General features: G+C 27.9%; 26 protein-coding genes. 24 read left to right on the forward strand and 2 right to left on the reverse strand.

Annotation, left to right across the window (positions count from 1 at the left end; translation table 11 throughout):
- The first annotated feature begins 41 nt into the window (after positions 1-41).
- The 13 genes from rpsB to LN42_RS08550 all read left to right on the forward strand — a co-directional run bounded on the left by rpsB (position 42) and on the right by LN42_RS08550 (position 10680).
- Positions 42-848: a 30S ribosomal protein S2 gene (gene rpsB, locus LN42_RS08490; RefSeq protein ID WP_014297104.1), complete on the forward strand. Its 807-nt coding sequence runs from the start codon at positions 42-44 to the stop codon at positions 846-848.
- A gap of 141 nt (positions 849-989) precedes the next feature.
- Complete coding sequence (gene cobU, locus LN42_RS08495; RefSeq protein WP_014297105.1) at positions 990-1550, forward strand: bifunctional adenosylcobinamide kinase/adenosylcobinamide-phosphate guanylyltransferase; 561 nt, start codon at positions 990-992, stop codon at positions 1548-1550.
- A gap of 10 nt (positions 1551-1560) precedes the next feature.
- A complete protein-coding gene (gene cobS, locus LN42_RS08500; RefSeq protein ID WP_083635680.1) occupies positions 1561-2301 on the forward strand; it encodes an adenosylcobinamide-GDP ribazoletransferase in 741 nt (246 codons plus the stop codon).
- Positions 2301-2852, forward strand: coding sequence for an alpha-ribazole phosphatase (cobC, locus tag LN42_RS08505; protein ID WP_075780689.1), 552 nt, complete (start codon positions 2301-2303; stop codon positions 2850-2852). Before cobS ends, cobC begins: the two co-directional genes overlap by 1 nt.
- Positions 2849-3577, forward strand: coding sequence for an AIR synthase related protein (locus LN42_RS08510; RefSeq protein WP_075780690.1), 729 nt, complete (start codon positions 2849-2851; stop codon positions 3575-3577). Before cobC ends, LN42_RS08510 begins: the two co-directional genes overlap by 4 nt.
- A gap of 158 nt (positions 3578-3735) precedes the next feature.
- Positions 3736-4374, forward strand: a complete 639-nt coding sequence (locus tag LN42_RS08515) for a hypothetical protein (protein ID WP_075780691.1) — start codon at positions 3736-3738, stop codon at positions 4372-4374.
- A gap of 12 nt (positions 4375-4386) precedes the next feature.
- Positions 4387-5217 carry a hypothetical protein gene (locus LN42_RS08520; RefSeq protein WP_014297110.1) on the forward strand — a complete coding sequence of 277 codons (831 nt, stop codon included), beginning with the start codon at positions 4387-4389 and terminating at the stop codon, positions 5215-5217.
- A 13-nt stretch (positions 5218-5230) separates the two neighbouring features.
- Positions 5231-5872, forward strand: coding sequence for a hypothetical protein (locus tag LN42_RS08525; RefSeq protein WP_014297111.1), 642 nt, complete (start codon positions 5231-5233; stop codon positions 5870-5872).
- Between the two features lie 14 nt (positions 5873-5886).
- Positions 5887-6531, forward strand: coding sequence for a hypothetical protein (locus LN42_RS08530; protein ID WP_014297112.1), 645 nt, complete (start codon positions 5887-5889; stop codon positions 6529-6531).
- The gene (locus tag LN42_RS08535) at positions 6521-7543 is read left to right on the forward strand and encodes a sensor histidine kinase (RefSeq protein ID WP_075780692.1); all 1023 of its coding nucleotides are present in this window, start codon (positions 6521-6523) and stop codon (positions 7541-7543) included. The genes LN42_RS08530 and LN42_RS08535 overlap by 11 nt, the downstream gene beginning before the upstream one ends.
- On the forward strand, positions 7540-8286 hold the full coding sequence (locus LN42_RS08540) for a LytTR family DNA-binding domain-containing protein (protein ID WP_014297114.1): 747 nt from the start codon (positions 7540-7542) through the stop codon (positions 8284-8286). The genes LN42_RS08535 and LN42_RS08540 overlap by 4 nt, the downstream gene beginning before the upstream one ends.
- Positions 8287-8307: 21 nt before the next feature.
- Positions 8308-9060 carry an ABC transporter ATP-binding protein gene (locus LN42_RS08545; protein ID WP_014297115.1) on the forward strand — a complete coding sequence of 251 codons (753 nt, stop codon included), beginning with the start codon at positions 8308-8310 and terminating at the stop codon, positions 9058-9060.
- Positions 9061-9072: 12 nt separating this feature from the next.
- Complete coding sequence (locus LN42_RS08550; RefSeq protein WP_075780693.1) at positions 9073-10680, forward strand: hypothetical protein; 1608 nt, start codon at positions 9073-9075, stop codon at positions 10678-10680.
- 47 nt (positions 10681-10727) lie between these two features.
- Here LN42_RS08550 and LN42_RS08555 read toward each other — a convergent pair whose 3' ends face one another.
- Positions 10728-12167, reverse strand: coding sequence for a hypothetical protein (locus tag LN42_RS08555; protein WP_075780694.1), 1440 nt, complete (start codon positions 12165-12167; stop codon positions 10728-10730).
- A 296-nt stretch (positions 12168-12463) separates the two neighbouring features.
- Here LN42_RS08555 and LN42_RS11190 point away from each other — a divergent pair, with 296 nt between their 5' ends.
- The 6 genes from LN42_RS11190 (at position 12464) to LN42_RS08570 (ending at position 16570) form a co-directional block, all read left to right on the forward strand.
- Entirely contained in the window at positions 12464-12595 is a 132-nt protein-coding gene (locus LN42_RS11190) for a hypothetical protein (protein ID WP_255370588.1), read from the forward strand.
- 91 nt (positions 12596-12686) lie between these two features.
- Positions 12687-12830, forward strand: coding sequence for a hypothetical protein (locus LN42_RS10995; RefSeq protein WP_014297119.1), 144 nt, complete (start codon positions 12687-12689; stop codon positions 12828-12830).
- Between the two features lie 538 nt (positions 12831-13368).
- Positions 13369-14697, forward strand: a complete 1329-nt coding sequence (locus tag LN42_RS08560) for a radical SAM protein (RefSeq protein WP_014297120.1) — start codon at positions 13369-13371, stop codon at positions 14695-14697.
- 13 nt (positions 14698-14710) lie between these two features.
- Positions 14711-14860 carry a hypothetical protein gene (locus tag LN42_RS11000; protein WP_014297121.1) on the forward strand — a complete coding sequence of 50 codons (150 nt, stop codon included), beginning with the start codon at positions 14711-14713 and terminating at the stop codon, positions 14858-14860.
- Positions 14861-15023: 163 nt separating this feature from the next.
- The gene (locus tag LN42_RS08565) at positions 15024-15836 is read left to right on the forward strand and encodes an ABC transporter permease (protein ID WP_014297122.1); all 813 of its coding nucleotides are present in this window, start codon (positions 15024-15026) and stop codon (positions 15834-15836) included.
- Positions 15837-15847: 11 nt separating this feature from the next.
- Complete coding sequence (locus LN42_RS08570) at positions 15848-16570, forward strand: ABC transporter ATP-binding protein (protein ID WP_083635682.1); 723 nt, start codon at positions 15848-15850, stop codon at positions 16568-16570.
- Positions 16571-16749: 179 nt separating this feature from the next.
- Here the strand turns inward: LN42_RS08570 and LN42_RS08575 are convergent, their stop codons facing one another.
- Positions 16750-18621, reverse strand: coding sequence for a DUF1858 domain-containing protein (locus LN42_RS08575; RefSeq protein WP_075780695.1), 1872 nt, complete (start codon positions 18619-18621; stop codon positions 16750-16752).
- A gap of 302 nt (positions 18622-18923) precedes the next feature.
- Here LN42_RS08575 and rplU point away from each other — a divergent pair, with 302 nt between their 5' ends.
- Genes rplU through rplM form a run of 5 tightly spaced genes read left to right on the forward strand, consistent with a single transcriptional unit; the run spans position 18924 to position 20819 of the window.
- Positions 18924-19235: a 50S ribosomal protein L21 gene (rplU, locus tag LN42_RS08580; RefSeq protein WP_014297125.1), complete on the forward strand. Its 312-nt coding sequence runs from the start codon at positions 18924-18926 to the stop codon at positions 19233-19235.
- Between the two features lie 8 nt (positions 19236-19243).
- Complete coding sequence (locus LN42_RS08585) at positions 19244-19540, forward strand: ribosomal-processing cysteine protease Prp (protein WP_014297126.1); 297 nt, start codon at positions 19244-19246, stop codon at positions 19538-19540.
- Entirely contained in the window at positions 19537-19812 is a 276-nt protein-coding gene (rpmA, locus tag LN42_RS08590) for a 50S ribosomal protein L27 (protein ID WP_014297127.1), read from the forward strand. Before LN42_RS08585 ends, rpmA begins: the two co-directional genes overlap by 4 nt.
- Before the next feature lie 12 nt (positions 19813-19824).
- Positions 19825-20355, forward strand: coding sequence for an ECF transporter S component (locus tag LN42_RS08595; protein ID WP_041638581.1), 531 nt, complete (start codon positions 19825-19827; stop codon positions 20353-20355).
- A gap of 17 nt (positions 20356-20372) precedes the next feature.
- Positions 20373-20819 carry a 50S ribosomal protein L13 gene (gene rplM, locus LN42_RS08600; protein WP_014297129.1) on the forward strand — a complete coding sequence of 149 codons (447 nt, stop codon included), beginning with the start codon at positions 20373-20375 and terminating at the stop codon, positions 20817-20819.
- The last annotated feature ends 10 nt before the right edge of the window (positions 20820-20829 follow it).

Raw genomic sequence — 20829 nt, forward strand, 5'->3', positions numbered from 1 at the left:
AAAAACGGCGGAGGTAAAAACCAAAATGGAGGTGTTTTTAAATGGCAGTTATTAGCATGAAACAGTTATTAGAAGCAGGTGTTCACTTCGGTCACAGAACAAGAAGATGGAATCCTAAAATGAAACCTTATATTTTCACAGAAAGAAAAGGCATTTACATCATTGACTTACAAAAATCATTAAAGGCTGTAGAAGAAGCTTACGAATTTGTAAGAGATCAAGCAGCAGAAGGTAAGGTTATTATGTTCGTTGGTACAAAGAAACAGGCACAGCAAATTATTGCTGAAGAAGCAAAAAGAGCAGGAGCATACTACGTAAATAACAGATGGTTAGGTGGGTTATTAACAAACTTCCCAACAATCAAAAAGAGAATTAAAAAATTAGAAGAATTAGATGAATTTGTAAATTCAGAAGAATTTGAAAAATTACCTAAAAAAGAACAGAGTAAAATCAAGAAAACATACGAAAAACTTGACAAAAACCTTGGTGGGTTAAGAGGAATGAAAAGAATTCCTGACTTATTATTCTTAATCGATCCAAGAAAGGAACAAATTGCAGTTGCTGAAGCAAATATGTTAGGTATTCCTATCATTGCTTTAGTTGATACAAACTGTGATCCTGATCCAATAGATATAGTAATTCCAGGAAACGATGATGCAATTAGAGCAATAAAATTAATTTCTTCAAAAATTGCAGATGCATACATCGAAGGAAGAGAAGGAAGAATGGGAGAAGAAGCTGCAGCAGAAGCAGCAGAAGAAGAAGTTGTAGATGCAGTAGAAGAAGTAACAAAAGCTAAAGTAGAAGCAGAAGAAAAATACGGAGATGTTGTTGAAGAAGAAGAGTAATAATAACAATTAACATAAATCCCGAGAATATTTTATTCTCGGGATTTTTTATATTATATACATAAACTGAATATTCATGATATAATATTAGTTGATTAAATGAAAAATAAATGAGTTAATAATAAAATAAAGAGGTGAAAAATGGCCAAAATTATTTTAATTACAGGCGGAGCTCGTAGTGGAAAAAGTACATTTGCGCAGGAAATAATAAGCAAAAAATATAAAAATATCTTATATATAGCCACTGCAATACCTTTTGATGCAGGAATGAAAGATAGAATAAAAAAACATCAGGAAATGAGGTCAAAAACATGGAAAACAATAGAACAATACAAAAACTTTGAAAATATTGAGAGAAAACCAGAATTCTTAAATGCAAATGGGATTATTTTTGAATGCATTACTCTAATGATAACCAATATTTTAATGGATGAAAAGATAGATTTTGAAAACATTGACTATAAAAAGCTTGAAAATATAGAAGAAAAGATTATAAAAGAAGTTGAGGTTATATTGGATTTAGTGAGAAAATATAATAAATATATAGTAATAGTAACAAATGAAGTGGGAATGGGTATAGTCCCGGCATATATGTCTGGAAATATTTTCAGAGATATTGCAGGAAGAGTGAATCAATATATAGCCAAAAGAGCAGATGAAGTATATATCACTATTTCAGGTATACCACTTAAATTAAAATAGGGGTGTAAAAATGAAAGATATTATGAAAGGGATAATTCTTATAATAACCTTTTTTACAAGAATACCAATAAAATATGAATTTGAATTTTCTGAAAAGTACTTTAAAAAGGGAATAATATTTTTTCCAATTGTAGGATTATTTATAGGTATAATGATGTTTTTGATATTAAGACTATCAAATTATCTAGATAAAAGTATAGTGATATTTTTTACATGGATTTTTTATATATGGATTACAGGTGGAATACATCTTGATGGTGTTGCAGATAGTTTTGATGGGTTGTTTAGCAATAGAAAAAAAGAAAGAATTCTTGAAATTATGAAAGACAGTAGAATAGGAACATTTGGAGTGATTGGGCTGTTAATTGTTTTGGGATTTGAGATCCTTATGAGTTATTATTCAACATATTCTGTAATTATAATGCCTATGGTTAGTAGAAGTGTGCTTATATTTATATCCTCAATAACAATATATGCAGGTAAAAAGGATGGATTAGGAAATATTTTTATAGACAATTGTAATTTAAAAAAATCCATAATTTCATTTTTAATGGTAATTTTAGTAGCTGTTTTTTTAAACATAAAATTAATTTTTGCCGTTATAGGAACATACATATTTTCGTATATGATTTTAAAGTATATCGAAAAAAGAATAAACGGAATAACAGGAGATATAGCCGGGTTAATTATAGAATCATCTCAAGGAATATATTTATTTTTATCATATATAATTTTATTAGGAGTAAATTAATGAAATTATTATTGCTAAGACATCCAGAAACAGTAGCAAATATAAAAGGTATATTTAATGGTTGGAAAGATTATCCATTAACTGAAAAAGGGAAATTACAGATGAAAAATATAGTAAAAGAATTGGAAAAAATACCTGTTGATAGGGTATTTACCAGCCCATTGCCAAGAGCATATAATCTTGCAAAAACAATTGCTGAACAGAAAGGAATTAAAATAAGAGTATATGAAGAGTTAAGAGAAATTAATTTTGGAAATTTTGAAGGCAAAACCTTTCAGGAAATAGAAAAAGAATTTCCTGATGAATGTAAACAATGGTTGGATAATTATAAAACCTTTAAAATTCCTGAAGGTGAGAGTTTTGAAGATTTTAATGAAAGAATTTCTTATTTCCTGAAAAGCATCGAAAAAGGTGCAAATAAGACATATCTAATAGTTACTCATCTTGGTGTAATTAGAGTAATATTAACAAAAATATATAATTGGGATATTGATAAAATGTGGGAGATACAATGTGAAAATGGAAAATATATAGAGGTGAATATAAAATGAAAATAAAAAAATTTAGAGATTTAACTATTATTGATATGGAAAATAAAAAACTTGTAATAGCCTGCGATTCTTCAGGGGCAGTAGGTGATAAAGAATTTGATATAGTAAAAACAGAACCTGAAATAGTTGGATATTATGCTACTCATGTTGCAATGGCTGAAATTATTTCTTATGGTGCTAAACCAATAGTTGTAGTTAATACTCTTTCTGTTGAAATGAATAATACAGGAAAAAAGATTATAAATGGAATAAAAAAATTATTAAAGGAAATAAATATTGAAGAAAATATTATAACAGGCAGTACCGAAGAAAATTTTCCTACCGTTCAAACCGGAATAGGTGTGACAATTATAGGAATTGCCAATAAAGGTATAGAATTTGTATCAAATAAAAATGATTATTGCGTTGCAATTGGAATTCCGCGTGTTGGAGAAGAAGTGCTAAAAAGTAGGGATATTGTGACAATCAAAGATATATTAAAAATAAGAAATCTGGAATTTGTGCATGAGATGATACCAGTTGGTTCAAAAGGAATAACTCATGAAATAAAGGAAATTGAAAAATCAGGGAAATACAAATTTGTTTTTAATAAAAACATAAAAATAGATTTATCAAAAAGCGCAGGACCTTCGACATGTGTGCTGGTTACATTAAAAAAAGAAAATATTCCAGAATTAAAAAAAGCTATAAGTCTTCCAGTTGTTGAAATAGGAAAGTTAGTGTAAATAATTCCACATAAAAACCGGTTGTGATAAAACCGGTTTTTATGTATTATGACAGAATAAAAAGAAATAAAATAATTTTATTCCAATAAATGACAGAATATCAGAAAAAGTTTTTAAAAATATTTTTTATATATTATAGTAATTGTGGAGGTGATAAAATGAAGCCTAAGTGGTTATTGATTATAATATTTTTATTATCACTTATCGTATTTGGAGGAAGCAGTGGATTTTATTTGGGAATGTCGTATATTCCTGTATCAGAAATAAAAAGTCCTGATAATTCAATTGATTTACATGATGGAGTATTATATCCTTTGTATGGTTTTAGGATGAATGTAGATAAATTTTATTTTGGTATTGAAGGAACTATGGATATGGAAAATAATACCAATAGTCTTCAAATATCTTATGAAGGAGGAAAAGTTGGATATATTTTTAATATATTTAACAAAATAGGAGTGGATCTTGGGATATTAGGAGGACATTACACTCAAAGTTTTCTAAAAGTAGTTGATGGTGGGAAGACATTAGAAGATTTTAAAAATAATACTGCTATTCATTATATAAAGCTTTCGAAAGATTATTATATATTATCTCCATCAATGGGAATGCATATTTATTTTACAAAACATTTTGGATTATTTTTAAAGGGAGCATATAATTTTGGATATTCTCAATCTGGATGGTATTTTGAAGATGATCCTTCATTGTATATAGTAAGAGATAGCAGTGAAACGAATAACTTTTTAAAATGGTATGATATTTCTGTCTTTCTTGAAATTGGTTCCTTATATTAAGGAGGGAACAAAATGAATATCAGAGAATATTGGTTTTTATTTCCAATAACAGCATTAATATTAATGATTTTCTCTTTTAATCTGGAAAATTATAATGTGAGTTCTCAGGTAATACAACCGAATAAATCAATTGAAATTAATGGAATAGATATTATAAAGATTAATTATCCAGCGGTTAGGATAAAATTTGATCCCGAAAGTAATAAAATATATTTTTCAGATAAAATAATACTTGTGAAAAAAGAAAATATGGTTGAAGTAAGAAGTAGTAACCCGTCATTATTTGGAAGTCAGAACATTATTGAAATTGTTATCGGGACTAAAAAAAGATATAAAAATGTAATTATAGATACAGCTTCAGCAGAGATATATGGAAAGTTAAATACAGAATTTTTTGATATTGATTCTATGAACATCAAATTTCGAGATTTTGAAATTAATAACAATACAGAATTTAAAGTGGATGGAACAAGCGTTTCTATAATCAACAGTTATATTAAAACCAAAAAGATATATATGGATACAACATCTTTAAAATTTTTAAATACTCTAATAACAGCTGATTTAATAGATCTTGATGGAACAACTATTAGTGTTGAAGGAGAAATAAATGTACATGAATTATATATAGATGGAACAAGTGTTAAACTTAACTTTAAATGTAAAAATTTAAAAAATATAAAAATTTCATCAACAACACTTAGTGGTGAAATATATTATCTTGATATGTGGGATGGAATTCGTAGATTAGAAAGTAATGAAATTTCAAATAATTTAATTATATATGTAAAAAAAGAAAATCCCGGAATAATTGATTTCAAGGGAAAAATAAAAAAATATTAAAGAGGTGAATTCTATGAAAAAAAATATAATAATTTTAATGATGATTCTTTCTACCAGTATAATTTTCGCATTTAATTTTGGTTGGGGAGGTTCCCAGATACAGTTTATTCCAGAAAGCTCGTTGCAACAATTAATACCTTTAAATGATTTAAAAATTAATGGAGGAATGGTATTATATGGTGGCAGTGGTGCAGGAAGAATTGCAAATGGAATTTATATTGGAGGCCAGGGTGAATCTGGTAGTTTAAGAACAGGCGAATATGAAATTAGTATAAATCAGGGTTTCTTTATGTTCGGAACACATTTAAATCCATTTAAAATATTATCTTTTGAAGTTGGTCTGGGATTTGGTGGGAGCGAAATAGCAATAAAAAAATTTGTTGATGGAGATGCAAATACTATAGATGATTTCGTAAATTCACCTCAAAAAGTGCCTTATATAGTATCTTTAAATACAGATATGTTTGCATTAAATACACAGGCTAAAATATATTTAAATCTTGCTGAATTTTTTAGTATAATAGTACATGGTAATTTTATATATGGCTTTTCATCAGATGGCTGGAAAATAGAAAATACATATAATTTAAAAGATACATTACCAACTAATTATTATTATTACACAATAGGTGCAGGTGTAATGTGGGGATTTTAAAAGGGGATGGATAAGTGAAAAATAAAAATATTTATATATTTTTAATTATATATCTGATAAATATTATTACCTTTTCAACTCCAATTGAAAAAGAGTTTGAAAAAATAGAAAATAATCTTAAAAGTAATCCTTTTAAAAAAGAATACATAAAGGATCTGGAAGATTTTTACATAAAGAATTTTAATGATTTAAATATATCACTAATAGATAAATTGCTTGAGTTAAACAGTGAAATAATAGATACCTGTTCATATGCTATTTTAAAAGAAATCAGGGGAAGCTTATTGGTAAAAAAAGCAAAATATGAATGGTTCTTACCTTTAAAATATTATTATATATATACCGGGATGCTTGAAATGAAACATGTAATAGAAGAGGATTTTGATAATTTAACATATAGATATATTCGTGCAAAAACAGCATATGATATATCCGAATATAATTTTGCACATGAAATTTCATTAAAAGATTTTGAATACATATATTTAAGAGTTCAGGAAAAGAAAGAATTTTTAAAAAGGTATGACTTTGGAGAAGTACTATATAAATTGGGAATATTATATAAAAAAGTTTCTCCTATAAAATCTCAAAAATATTTTAACGAATTAAAAGAGTATAAAAATTCTATATATTATAAAAGGGTGTATGATGAAAAATAGACGATTATTAAAGGTTTTGTTGATAACACAATTAATAGCCTTATCAATTACATATTTTATATATCTTTATACGCCATATTTTAATATACAAATTAGTCTGATTATTACGGAATTATTTGTTACAACTATAGGTGTAATATACTATATCTCAACAGAAATGTTGTTTCATACAGTAAAAATAGAAATAAAATTTTTAAGACGTATAATAAAAATTCTTATTTTTGTATTTAGCTTTTTTTCAGGGGTATTTATTGCTGAAGACCTCATTTCAAGATTGCTATCATATACTTTTTTTTCTACGGAGAAGTATGTTCTTTTAATATATAGCATAATTGTATTGATATTAACTTTACTTTTGATAATAATATATTATAAGCTTAAAAATAAGATAGAGGAAAATGAAAAGTTAAAACAGGAAAAGTTAAAAGCTGAATTAAAAGCATTGCGTTCAAAGCTAAATCCGCATTTTTTATTTAACACGTTAAATACCATAATTGATCTTGCGTACACATCACCAGAAAAGGTTGAACAGGTGGTGATAAACCTTTCAGATATATATAGAAAGGTATTATATTCATCAGATAAGGATTTTTGTACAGTAGAGGAAGAAATATCTTTGATAAAAGAATATCTTGAAATTGAAAAAATTAGATTTGGAAGTCGATTAAAATGTAATTTTGAAATTTCAAAAGAAACATTAAAATTAAAAATTCCTCCATTTATTCTGGAACCTTTTGTTGAAAACGCGGTTATTCATGGAATATCTCCAAAAAAAGAAGGAGGAATCATAACAATAAAAACATACTTAGAAAAAAATACGCTTTTTCTTGAAATTTGGGATAATGGTTCAGGAACACATAAAAATATTCAGTATGGTTTTGGAATAAACAGCGTAATAGAGCGATTAAATCTTATATATAAAAATAATGCTGAAGTAAAAATATTAAAAAATAAACCTTCTGGCGTAAAAGTGATTATTTTAATGAAAAATATAAAGGGGAATGAACAATGATAAAATGTGTTATAATTGAAGATGAAATTCATGCTTCAAATAGGCTTGAAAAGATGTTGGGAAATTTTGAAGATATACAGATATGCGGTAAAGCATTTGATGGAGATGAAGGCGTTGAACTTATCGAAAAAGAAAGACCAGAACTTGTATTTTTAGATATAAATCTTCCTGGAAAAAATGGATTTGAAGTTTTAAAATCCATTTCCTATGAACCATTTGTGATATTTATAACGGCATATCAGGAATATGCTATAAAAGCATTTGAAGAAAATGCTATAGATTATTTATTAAAACCATTTGATTTAAAAAGATTAAAAAGCTCAATTGAAAGAATATATGAACGAAAACCAAGAATTAAAAAAGAAAAAATTGTTGAAATCGATGAATTCATAAATAAAAAAGCGAACTACCAGAAGATTTTTACAGTAAAAGATAATGATGAAATACTGGTAATACCGGAAAAGGATATAGTATATTTTAAAGCGGAAGAAAAATACGTCTTTTTATGCACCAAAAATAAGGAATATTATTACAACAGAACATTAAAGCAACTAGAAAGTGAAATAGATCCAGAAGTATTTATAAGAATACATAAAAGCTATATAGTTTCAATAAATTATATAAAAAAATTCAAACGATTATTTATAAGAGAATATATCGTTGAATTAAATGATTTAAAAAACACAGAGTTAAAGATAGGAAGAAGCTATTTGCATGAATTAAAAGAAAAATTTGGATTTTAATAAATTCTGGGGGTGTAATTAGTGATAAGAGCAAAAAACTTAGTAAAAAAATTTGGAGATTTTACAGCAGTTGATAATGTAAGTCTTAATATTAAACCAGGAGAAATTTATGGATTTCTTGGACCAAATGGAGCAGGAAAAACAACAACTATAAGAATGCTAACAGGTACTTTAAGACCTACAAGTGGTGAAGTTGAAATATTGAACATGAACATGAAAGAAAAAGAAATTGAAATAAAAGCAAATATAGGAGTAGTTCCAGATGAACCAAGAATGTACGAAAATCTTAGAGGAACAGAATTTATAGAATTCATAATGAATATATATGAAGTGGATAAAACAGAAGCAAAAAAAAGATTTGACGAAATATGTGAAATATTTGAAATAAATTATCTCGATTCATTTATAGGAGATTATTCACATGGTATGAAACAAAAATTAATGGTGGCTTCTGTATTAATGAGAAAACCGAAAGTAATATTCCTTGATGAGCCTACAGTTGGACTTGACGCAAAATCGGCAAAACTTTTAAAAATGTTAATAGAAAAGTATGCTAAAGAAGGTGCAACCATATTTATGACAACACATATTTTAGAAATAGCAGAGAAAATGTGTGATAGAATAGGGATTATCTCAAAAGGAAAACTTATAGCCGAAGGTACATTGGAAGAATTAAAGCATTTATCTGAAACAGATGAAAAACAATCACTTGAAGATTTATTCCTCGAATTAACAGGTGCTGGGGAATTGGATGACATAATAAAAGAGCTATAATGGGGTGAAAAAATGAAAAGCAAAATATGGTTAATATTAAAATATTCATATCAAAATAAAGTAAGACCCAGAAAAAATAAAAAAGGTATTATTAAAAGAAGAGGACCATGGAGCGCATTACTTGCATATTTATTCCCGCCAATATTATTTGGTGGAATGCTTGCTCCAATATTTTATATGATGTTTAAAAGTTTAAATTTTCCTCTATCTGAACTTGGAATAGAAACTACATGGAATTTATTAGACCTTATATTTGGTGGCTGGTTTCTTACAATGGGATTTATGTTTGTTTTAAATTACGCTCCTGCAATAGTTGCGAATCTCTTTGAAAGTGAAATTACTCAGCTATTACTGGTAATGCCGGTAAGAAGATTTGAGATATATGTAGCCAGTGCTGTAGATAGTTTTATAATGGCTGGAATTCCAATAGGTATGATGATACCTGTATTTGTTATATATGCCATATTAAGAGAAACAAATATCTTTTTTACAATTTTATCTGGTATTGGGTATATATTATTGTTGCTTTTTATTGCAAATTTGTTTGGTTCCATACTATCAAGATATCTTACAAAAACCTCAGCTAAAAGATGGACAATGATAATGTATTTTATAAATATCTTCTTATATGTAGGTGGCGTTAATATGATGCCATCAATAGGTGTTGGAAGGGATATGAATTACTTTGTGGATGTTATTAAAAAGATACTGAATATTATTTTAAATGATTTCTGGCCTCATACATGGTTCTTAAAAGCTATGAATGGAGATTTAATATCAATGGCTATATTATATGGGGCTACATTTATATTGGGCTACTTTATCTATAAAATTTCAGATAAAATAGAATTTAGTTCTTCAAATAAATCAAAAAAGAAAAAGAAAAGTGTAGAAATAAATTTCAAACATTCAAAATTTCCAATGTTCAAAAAGGATTTCAAATTGTTATTTAGAGATTCACAGACATTCTTTTTAATTTTATATCCTATCTTTTTGCCACTAATAATGATTTTTACATCTGATTCTCTTGAAATGATAGGAACAATATTTATAATGCTATCTGGAATGTACGCAGCAATGATTGCTATTTATGCGTTATCTTATGAAGGAAAAATTTGGCCAAATCCCAAATTATATCCTTTAAAATCTCAGGAATTAGTTTTTTCGAAAGTTGCTATACCGGTAATAATTTTTGTTCTGGAATATATAGCTCTGGCGATTATTATAATAACAATGGAAAAATCATCTACTATAATATTTTATAGCGTATTTCCAATAACCTTAATTCTAATATATTCGTCAATACTTGGTATAAAACTTTATTTATCTAACCCAAAAAGAGATTTGTCTCAAAAAAATATATTAAATGGGAAAGAAGTCTTTATGCTTGAAGGTATAACACTGGGATTAACAATGGGAATTTTTGTTCTTGGAAATCTTTATATTGCATCATTAAAAAACCCTTCAATGAAAGATAAATTTATAGACTGGCTTTTTGATTCGCCATTTTTATATCATTTTATAGGCGCCGGGATACCAATATTTCTACTCTGCCTTACAATATATCTAATTGTAAAGGAAACAAAGAAAATTCACAAGTTACTTATTTCATGGGAATAAAAAAATTTGAGAAGTTAAAAATAACCCTTCCAGAAATTCTGGAAGGGTTATTTTAAAAACCTCTCAATAATCTCATCAATCAAAGCTCTTTCATCATCTTCAAAAGAGTAATAACCAAGAGCAACACGCTTATAGCCTAAACCATATTTAAGAGCAAAATCACGAACCTTTCCTTTTGGATAAGGAGTAATGGGCCATTTAATATCGTATCGAACGCAATTTCTTAAAAACACATCAAATATTCTCATTTCCTCATCACTGAGCTTAAAATAATTAAAAACAAATTCCTTAAAGTTCTTTGTTTTCTTAAAAAGCTCAGTGATGAGTTTTTTTCTTGCTAAATAAAATGGTGAAATATTATATTCCGCATCTTCAACATCTTCAGAATTCAATAATCTTCTTTCAACTTTCTTCAAATTAAAATCACTCATCATAACATTAAAAAAATACATCTTCTCATAATTAGCAGAAAAGAATTTAATGATTTTATCTTTATTACCTTCAAAAATCAATTTCAAAATATGACTCTTTGTAAAAAATGGTTTTTCTATTAATGCTGTATATGCTGAGAAGAATAATATTGGGATTTTATGATTTTTAATTTTTTCTATGATGGAAAGGTTATCTCTGAAATTATGAGAGATAATTTTTTTAAAACTTCTATTTCTGAAAAAGCTTTTATTATTATAAACCTCTTCAAAATCAGATTTAATCTCAAAAGATACATTATTCTTATAATTCATAACAACGGATGAAATATCAAATAAATTTAAAGACTTATTTATTTTATATACCTCAAAAATCGTATCAAACCAGTTATAGGTATAATTTAAATCATCGAAATAATAGCCAATATAATATTCAAGTAAATTTGCAGGAATTAAAGCCTTCTTTTTATCTTCATTTCTCATCCACCATGCAGCACCATTTAAACCATTACACATCATAGTTGGATGTGGAAAGTCTTCTGCAAGAAAATAACCTTCTATGAATAATTCATATGCTTTATTATATTCTTCATTTTTAATATGTTCTCTTGCATGAGAATATTTTAAAATAGCCTTATCTACATTATTTTTTTCATAATTATCAGAATATATTTTAAAATCATTAGTTATATTATATGATTTATTAAATAGATTCAATCCTGGTAATATTAAACATCTTGCATAAGCTGGAAGGTTTTCAAAATTGTTTCTTAATATAATAACTTCTTTTTTCGCTAAATCAGATTTTCCTATTTTATAGTACAAAGAAATGAGTTCAAATCTTGCTAATTCTTTTAATATTGTTGTTGTTGTTGTTGAAATAGTTTTATTTGCATAAAATATAGCAGAATCAAAATCTCTTTTCCATTTTGATTTTAATAACAGAAAATAAAATTTTAAAGAAATATCTTTTGTATTCTCAAATAAAAAATTGATTACGGGATAAGAAAAATATCCAAAACTAATAATATCAATAATATTCTTCGTAGAAGAGTTCATATCAATCACCCTTTTTAAATTAACTATTTTGTTACATACAAAATAAAAATCTAAGGAACTTAAGCTTAATTAGAATATAAAAAATCTCAGATGAAAATGTGAAATATCTAAAAAAACGTAAATAAGCCCTGCATAAAAACTTTACGGTTAAATTACGAAGATTAAGAAAAAGAAAATTAATAAAAATACAACAAAAATGAAATTTTGAAACACTGATAAAAAGCGGATTTTTATTTTGAAAAAGACACTTGAAAACCATGTTAGAAATGGTAAAATTTAAAGCAGGAGGTGGGATAGTGAAAAAGATAATTATTTTAATATTAATAGGAATAATCATGTTTTCATCAATAGTATTAGCAGGAGATAACGATAAAAAATATAAAACAGATTCATACAATCCTCAAATCCAAATTGAATTTTCTGAGTAATCAACTAAAATCTATTTTCTATTTTATATCTACGTAGATATTATATCAAAAAATATACAATACCAAAATAGGAGAAAGGAGGTGTGATAAAATGAAATGGATTGAGAGAAATGATGAATATTCAGAAGAATTCTGGTGTCCATGCAAAGGACCTGTGTGTTTTTTAGATTGTTGGATATTATGTACTTGTAATGGACCAGGAGGATGTTATGAAGCCTGTACAATAGTTCAATAAGAATTTTTGGAGGTGGAATTTATGAAATGGATTGAAAAAGACAATGAATTTGAACTTGATTTTAAATTTTCTTGTAATATTTTACCAATCGTTTGTCCATGCTATGGGGAAAGTTGCTTGTTTAAGTGTCATTGTCAGGGAGATCATTCATGTCATGAGCAACATTTTTAATTTAAGCAATAATTAAGGTAGAAAGGGGATTGATAATGTATTGGATTGAAAATGATGAAAATAATAACTTATTAAATAGTTTTTGGTGTCCTTGTAGAGGAGAAATATGTTTGTTTAAAAGTTGCACCTGTTATGGCGGGGCGTGTAAATATCATTGCGAATGGAAACATGTATGCTATTCTCAATTAACTCCTTAAAATGTAGAAAGGGGAATAAATATGAAATGGATCGAAAAAAATTATAATGATTATTTTATGTGTGGAGGATGTAAAATTTTAAAATTTATTTGTTTGTGTTTCGGTATTCAATGTTTAATTGCATGTAATTGCGATGGAAATGGAATATGTAATGAGAAAGGGTGAGAAATATGAAACCTTCAAAATATAATTTTATATTTGAATATGAAAAAAATATTCTTATATATAATGCTTTGAGCGGAGGTTTTGCAATAATTGAACCAGAAGTTAAGAAAGCATTATCTTCAGAAAAAGATTTAGAAGAATTTATAAACAAAGAAAAAAATAAAAAAATCTATAAAGAATTAAAAAAAGGGAAATTTATTGTTGATTTTGATGAATTAAAATATATAAATTTTATATATAACTCATTAAAATTTGAAAAAAAAGGATTAGGGTTAACCATTGCCCCAACAATGAATTGTAATTTTGCATGTGAATATTGTTACGAACTAAGAAAAAAAGTATTTATGGATAAAGAAGTAAAAAACTCAATTGTGGATTTTGTAAAACAAAATATAAATGAAATAAATTATTTATCAGTGTCATGGTATGGCGGAGAACCTTTACTAGATTTAAAAACTATAAAAGAACTGTCAAAAGAATTTATAAAATTGTGTCAAAGTAATAATATAAAATACACCGCATCAATAGTAACAAACGGATATTTATTAAATTCAAAAGTAGCAAAAGAATTGAAAAATTTAGAAATAAAAACTGTTCAAATAACAATAGATGGTCCAAAAAAAATTCATGATAAAAGAAGACCTTTAATAAATGGAAAAGGAAGCTTTGAAACTATAATAAATAATATAAAAGGAGCAAAGGAATATTTTGAACATATAAGTATAAGGATTAACATAGATAAAACAAACGAAGGTAAAATAATTGAATTGTTAAAATATTTAAAAAATGAAGGATTAACAGAAGAAAATTGTAGCCCATATCTTGCATTTGTAGATGTATCGACAGAAGTATGTAGAGATATAGAAATAAATTGTATTGATATAAAAAATCGTTCAGAATATATGATAGAAAGAGTAAAAGAGGCGTATGAAGAAGGTATAAATATTATAAAATATCCAACTCCTATGTATTCGCAATGCGGTGCAGTAAAACCAAATAGTTTTGTAATAGATCCAGAAGGATATATGTATAAATGCTGGCATGAAGTGGGAATAAAAGCATTAGCGATAGGGAATATAAAAGGAAATGAAAAGAATAAAAATTTTGATAGATATTTAAAATGGAATACATTTAATCCTTTAAATTACAAAGAATGTAAAAATTGTAAGTTTTTACCATTATGTATGGGGGGCTGTCCGGATAAAACATTATTTAAGTATAATGGAATACAAGAAGAAGGATGTACAATGTATAAATATAATCTCGAAGAAATGTTAAAAATGCATCTGAAAGCAAAATTGAAAAAAGGCTTTTTACCAATACCAGTAAAATAAGGAGGGGATTTTTATGTCATGGATAGAGGAACCAAAAAAACCAGAAGAAAAAATTTGCTGGTTCAAATGGTTAGACGATTTTTTTGATTGGTTTAAACATACTTTTCATATTTTTGAATGTAATTGTGAAGGCGAAGGAGTTTGTCTTGAAGTAAGGGAGTGAAATAATGAAGTGGATTGAGAGAAATGATGAATTCTCAGAAGAAATATGGTGTCCTTGTAAAGGACCTCATTGTTTAATACATTGGTGTGAACTATGTATAATTTTATGTGATTGTAAAGGTGAAAACTTTTGTAAAAAAAATTTTAATTAATCCGGTGAAACCATGAAAACAATAAAAAAATTCCTGTATTTTCTGGTAAGAGATGTATTAATATGGAAAAGCTACAAAACACAGGCAGTATTGGGGATACTGAGTGGATTCCTGGGATTATTGCAATTTGGATTCATGGGAAGGTTTATAGCCCAGGGGAATTACTTTCCAATGATAGAGCAGTATGGAGGAAACATACTAGCATATTTCATATCAGGAAGCGTATTCATGAGTTACACTACTCTCTCCTTAACAACATTCAAAAGTGTAATAAGACAGGAGCAGGTAATGGGAACAATAGAATACCTGCTCCTGTCGGAAACACCATTATGGGAAGTATTTATATACACAATCTTCTCAAGATTGGTATTTACAATAATAAACACAGGAATAGTATTTATATTCTTAATATACACATTTGATGTAGAAATAAAAATGAATATAATAGCATCAATAATATTATTGATAATAACAATGATAAGTTTAAGTGGAATAGGGTTATTAAGTGCAGGGTTCATAATGCTAACCAAAAAAGGAGACCCGGTAAGTTGGGTATATTCATTCTTAACAGGAATGTTTTCAGGGATATACTATCCGGTGGAAATATTGCCAAAATGGATAAGGGGAGTATCGTATATACTACCAACAACATATGCAATGGATGGATTGAGAAAAACATTAATAAAAGGATACAGTCTATACGAAATAAAAGAGGATATAATAATCCTGATAATAATGACAGCAATAATATTACCAATAGGGATATACTGGTTCAGAGAATCATTTAACAAAGCCAGGAAATATGGCACAATATCGCAGTATTAGGAAGTGAAACAATGGAAAAAATAATAGAAATCAAAAACCTGACAAAAATATACAAAAATGGAATAAAAGCACTGGAAAATATAAATCTAACAATAAACCGAGGAGAAAAAATAACAATATTTGGACCAAATGGAGCAGGAAAAACAACATTAATAAAAACAATAGGAATGTTCATAATACCGGATAAAGGAGAAATAACAATAAAAGGATATGACATAAAAAAAGAATCAAAACAAATAAAAAAATTAATATCAATAGCGACATCAAATGAAAGGTCATTCTACTATAGATTGAGCCTGGAAGAAAATCTAAACTTCTTTGGAATGTTAAACAATCTAACAGGAAAAGAATTAAAAAAGAAAGTAGAAAAGGGATTAAAAGAAATGGGGCTATACGAAACCAGGAAAATAAAGTATATGGAAGCATCAACGGGGATGAAAAGGAGATTAAATCTAGCAAGGGCATTAATAAAAGAAGCGGAAATATATTTGCTTGATGAACCGACAAATGGAGTGGATATAGAAACGAAAATGAAGATATATGAAATAATGGAAGAATTAAGTCAAAAAGGAAAAACAATAATCTTAGCCAGTCATGATGTAAGTGAAATAGAAAAAACAGACAGGATAGTGGTATTAAAAAAAGGGAAAATAACAGCAGATAAAAAGACAGGAGAAATCCTGGAAAAAACAACGAGAAAAAATGAAGAAAAATTGCTGGAATTAATCAAATGAGGCGAAAGCCTCATTTTGTTTTGATATGGTATAATTGAAGAGTAGAATGTGTGGTTTATAAAAACGAACTTTGAAAGTCCATCGAAATTGAATTAAAATAACCCTTCCAGATTTCTGGAAGGGTTATTTTAAAAACCTCTCAATGAGTTTGTCAAAGAAACGGCTCTGTTTTTATAAAATTAAATTCTAAATATCTCCATTAATTCTTCATCGAGTGTAGCGTTTATAATATCGTTTTTTATGAGGATATCGTAGAAATTATATACTTTTTCTTCCAATTCTTTGCCAGAAACATATTTAAAGGTTACCCTTTCAAGGAATTTTTCTACATTCTTTATAGGTGCTCTCATCATGTCAAATGAAAGTTTTGCAGCTTCTTTTCTATTTTCATTTACCCAGTTTATAGCAGCTTCCAATTCTTCCAATAATACCTTTGTAATTTCAGGATAGTTTCTAACTAAATCGCCTTTTAATACCATTCCAGCATTTGGTAACAAACCAAAACCATCATTAATTTCATTCCAGATCTTTCCGTAATCAAGTTCAGAATATTCTATATTACTTTCTTCGAGTGCCTGCATAACAAAACCTGCTTCTGGTTCTCTTAATAATACGGTATCAACTTTCCCTGAAAGGAAATCCATCATAATCTCCTTTGGTCTTCCAAAAGGATTACCGTATGAGAAGTTGAAATCTTCTATATTTAACCCTTTTGCCTGAATTAAGTATTTTGTTATTTTTGCTGGTGGTGCATCTTCAAAAAGAGGTAGATGTATGGTTTTGCCCTTTAAATCTTCAAGGCTTTTAGCCTTATAGCCTCGGGTTATAATAGAAAAATTATCCCATACAAATACAACAGGCATTTTTACATCAACATCTCTTAATTTTGCAGCAGTAATTAAAGCAGAAAAACTAATATCAGCTTTGCCATTTACAATCCAGCCAAGATGTTTTTCTGTTTCTTCCCAGATTTTTAACTCTTTAATGTTCACAACCTTTTTTAATCGTTTTGACTGTAATAATCTCATTATTATCGGATATCCCACAGGTGTTGCGGATTGAATGGTTACTGTTGGTTTTCCATTATCTTCAACATTTTCTTCTTCATCTTCGATTCTTCGCTTGAAATAAACCTTTACTTCATATGGATTTACCTGGTCTATTTCCGCATCAAATCCCATTCCATCAAGCATGTTAATTAATGGCGTTGGAACAAAGGTTTGAACAAGAACAAATCCTTCTCCTGGATTTAACGAATAAGCTTTCTTGATAATTATATCAAATGGATCCTGCTGCATCATTCTAACGTCAAGAACCTCATAATCTTCAATATTTGTGCTTTCTTTTGAAGGATTATACACAGAAACCCTAACTTTAAATGTATTGTATTTTTTTATGTTATATAGGTATTCCATATCTTCGATTATTTTTATAACGGGTTCTAAATCAATATTACCTTCAAAAACAACGGATTCACCGGATTTTAAGTCTTTTAATTGCTCAATTACAACACCAAGATTTTCAATATTACTTTCAGGTATTTTTATAATTTCTTCCGGTTCTTTCCAGGTAATTTCAGAGCTATTAAACTCTTCTTCTGATTCCCTAATACATTCAGGAAAAAGCTTGTATAATTCTTTTTCAAGACCTAATTCCTTATTTACAGTATGTAATATTTCACACAATGAAACGCCTGTCATTTTAGCAGCATTTTTAAATGTTGCAAATTTTGCAACAGTATTCCACATTACAGGATTTTGCATGGTTTTGAATTTTGGCGAAATTTTTACAAGTATTTCTTTTAATTGTGGATATTTTTCTATTGTCTCTTTTACATTAGAATTTCCCGTAATTGGTTCAGGCTTTTCATATAATATAGCTCCAGTAGGACAAATTTCCATAGCTTTCCTGGATTTGATTAACTCTTCATCATTTTCAGGTTGTTTAAAAACAACAGCCTTTCCATCTTCGATTCTGAAATTCTCGGGTGCAGTTCTAACACAGGCCTTACATGCAATACATTTTTCTTTTATTACCTTATATTTTTCCATAAAGATCACCTCTTATATATTTTTAAATTAATTCCGATAATTTTTATCTAATTATATTATATACCATTTGTATATATATTTGTGTGAAGAAATACTCAGGGAATTGAAATTTATGTTAAGAATTTATTTCTAAAAGTCGAACAACAAAACTGGAATAATATTTTCATTCTTTATTTAAAAATTAACATAACTTTAATTAATTAGGGTGAGAAATATGATAAAATATTTCGGAACGGGTCTAAGGTCTTAAAGCCAGAATGGTACCTTAGCCCACTATTATTATTCCAAGAGGAGGTGACTTTATGTACGCTATTATTGAAGTTGGCGGAAAACAGTACAAGGTAGAAGAAGGAATGGAACTTTACACAGAAAAGCTCGTTGGATACGAACCAGGAGCAGAAGTTGTTCTTGACAAAGTTTTATTTGTAAAGGGAGACTCAGCAAAGATAGGAAAACCTTATGTAGAAAACGCAAAGGTTGTTGCTGAGGTTGTAAAACATGGAAAAGACAAAAAAGTATTAGTTGTAAAGTTCCAGGGTAGAAAAAACTACAGAAGAAAGAAAGGACATCGCCAACACTACACAGCTTTAAAAATTAAAAAGATTGAAGCTTAATACCAAAAATGATTAAAGTAAGTTTTAATCTAAAAAAAAGGGAAATTGAAATCAAAGGACATGCAAACTTTGATGAATATGGAAAAGATATTGTATGTAGTGCTGTAAGCGTATTAACGCAATTTATTGCAGAGATAGTGAAAAGTGAAAAAGTCGGTAAATACATAAAGAAAGACGGATATTTAAAAATCAATTGGTCAAAAGATGAGATGATAGATAAACTCGCTAATTATCTTTATTATGCACTGATTAGCATTGAAGAAAGTTATCCTGATAACTTGAAAGTGGAGGTGAATAGTAAATGAGAATAGATCTTCAACTCTTTTCTTCAAAGAAGAGTGGAGGTACTGCAAAAAATGGAAGAGACAGTAAACCAAAGTACCTCGGAGTTAAAAAAAGTGATGGACAGAAAGTAATTCCAGGAAACATCATTGTAAGACAAAGAGGAACACATTTCCATCCTGGAAATAACGTGGGAATGGGAAAAGATTATACAATTTTTGCTAAAATAGAAGGTTATGTAAAGTTTGAAATGAAGAATAACAGAAAATACATCAGCGTTTATCCAGAAAAGTAAGCTGGTGAGAGAATGAGCCGTGTAAAAATGTTATCCACGGCAGGGATATTGGGAGCGTTATCTGTATTGTTGATGTTTATAGAAATTCCTATATTCCCTTTTGCAAGTTTTTTGAAATATGATCCAAGTGCTCTTTTGATAATTGCATCATTATTGCTTTTTGATTGGAGAACAGCTGTATTCTCATTATTAACCAAAGATATAGTGTTTTATTTTGTGAAGTCCGGAGATATTATAGGAGTTTCGATGGATTTTGTAGCTATTTTAACCTTTATTTCGGTTTTAGCCTTTTTAAAATTAAATATGAACAAATATATTAAATATATAATTAGTTCTATAATGGTTGGAATAGCGATGGTTTTAATGAATATGGTAATAATCCCAATCTATTTTAAGATGTCTTTTAGTGATGCAGCAAAGTATTTTGGATTAAGTACCTGGACATTGATAATTACAATAATCGCTTTTAATATGATAAAGTTTATTGCCAATGGCATTTTAGGAGACTTGTTATATAATAGAATAAAAAATTTCTTTTCCTAAGAAAGGAGGACAGTAAAATGGCTTCAATTATGACTCAAAAGAGTTATTTGGCTAAAAATGAAGAAGTTGAAAGAAAATGGTATGTTGTAGATGCAGAAGGTAAATCTTTAGGTAGATTAGCTGCACAGATTGCTAGAATTTTACAGGGAAAACACAAACCTACATATACACCTCATGTTGATACAGGTGATTATGTAATTGTTATAAATGCTGAAAAGGTGGTTTTAACAGGTAAAAAATTAACACAGAAAAAATACTACAGACATTCTGGATATCCAGGAGGATTAAAAGAACAAACAGCAAAAGAAATTCTTGAAAAATACCCTGAAAGATTAATCGAAAAAGCAGTTAAGGGTATGCTTCCAAAAACAAAATTAGGAAGACATATGTACAAAAAGTTAAAGGTTTATGCTGGTTCTAATCACCCTCATGAAGCACAAAAACCAGAAAAGTTGGAATTATAAGGAGGGATTA

Source organism: Marinitoga sp. 1137 (genome assembly GCF_001941525.1).
Taxonomy (GTDB): Bacteria; Thermotogota; Thermotogae; order Petrotogales; family Petrotogaceae; genus Marinitoga; species Marinitoga piezophila.

Bases quoted from the DNA above. Each gene is read 5' to 3' on its own strand.
- rpsB (WP_014297104.1), top strand. From the start codon at position 42: ATGGCAGTTATTAGCATGAAACAGTTATTAGAAGCAGGTGTTCACTTC.
- cobU (WP_014297105.1), top strand. From the start codon at position 990: ATGGCCAAAATTATTTTAATTACAGGCGGAGCTCGTAGTGGAAAAAGT.
- cobS (WP_083635680.1), top strand. From the start codon at position 1,561: ATGAAAGATATTATGAAAGGGATAATTCTTATAATAACCTTTTTTACA.
- cobC (WP_075780689.1), top strand. From the start codon at position 2,301: ATGAAATTATTATTGCTAAGACATCCAGAAACAGTAGCAAATATAAAA.
- LN42_RS08510 (WP_075780690.1), top strand. From the start codon at position 2,849: ATGAAAATAAAAAAATTTAGAGATTTAACTATTATTGATATGGAAAAT.
- LN42_RS08515 (WP_075780691.1), top strand. From the start codon at position 3,736: ATGAAGCCTAAGTGGTTATTGATTATAATATTTTTATTATCACTTATC.
- LN42_RS08520 (WP_014297110.1), top strand. From the start codon at position 4,387: ATGAATATCAGAGAATATTGGTTTTTATTTCCAATAACAGCATTAATA.
- LN42_RS08525 (WP_014297111.1), top strand. From the start codon at position 5,231: ATGAAAAAAAATATAATAATTTTAATGATGATTCTTTCTACCAGTATA.
- LN42_RS08535 (WP_075780692.1), top strand. From the start codon at position 6,521: ATGAAAAATAGACGATTATTAAAGGTTTTGTTGATAACACAATTAATA.
- LN42_RS08540 (WP_014297114.1), top strand. From the start codon at position 7,540: ATGATAAAATGTGTTATAATTGAAGATGAAATTCATGCTTCAAATAGG.
- LN42_RS08550 (WP_075780693.1), top strand. From the start codon at position 9,073: ATGAAAAGCAAAATATGGTTAATATTAAAATATTCATATCAAAATAAA.
- LN42_RS08555 (WP_075780694.1), bottom strand. From the start codon at position 12,167: ATGAACTCTTCTACGAAGAATATTATTGATATTATTAGTTTTGGATAT.
- LN42_RS10995 (WP_014297119.1), top strand. From the start codon at position 12,687: ATGAAATGGATTGAGAGAAATGATGAATATTCAGAAGAATTCTGGTGT.
- LN42_RS08560 (WP_014297120.1), top strand. From the start codon at position 13,369: ATGAAACCTTCAAAATATAATTTTATATTTGAATATGAAAAAAATATT.
- LN42_RS11000 (WP_014297121.1), top strand. From the start codon at position 14,711: ATGTCATGGATAGAGGAACCAAAAAAACCAGAAGAAAAAATTTGCTGG.
- LN42_RS08565 (WP_014297122.1), top strand. From the start codon at position 15,024: ATGAAAACAATAAAAAAATTCCTGTATTTTCTGGTAAGAGATGTATTA.
- LN42_RS08570 (WP_083635682.1), top strand. From the start codon at position 15,848: ATGGAAAAAATAATAGAAATCAAAAACCTGACAAAAATATACAAAAAT.
- LN42_RS08575 (WP_075780695.1), bottom strand. From the start codon at position 18,621: ATGGAAAAATATAAGGTAATAAAAGAAAAATGTATTGCATGTAAGGCC.
- rplU (WP_014297125.1), top strand. From the start codon at position 18,924: ATGTACGCTATTATTGAAGTTGGCGGAAAACAGTACAAGGTAGAAGAA.
- LN42_RS08585 (WP_014297126.1), top strand. From the start codon at position 19,244: ATGATTAAAGTAAGTTTTAATCTAAAAAAAAGGGAAATTGAAATCAAA.
- rpmA (WP_014297127.1), top strand. From the start codon at position 19,537: ATGAGAATAGATCTTCAACTCTTTTCTTCAAAGAAGAGTGGAGGTACT.
- LN42_RS08595 (WP_041638581.1), top strand. From the start codon at position 19,825: ATGAGCCGTGTAAAAATGTTATCCACGGCAGGGATATTGGGAGCGTTA.
- rplM (WP_014297129.1), top strand. From the start codon at position 20,373: ATGGCTTCAATTATGACTCAAAAGAGTTATTTGGCTAAAAATGAAGAA.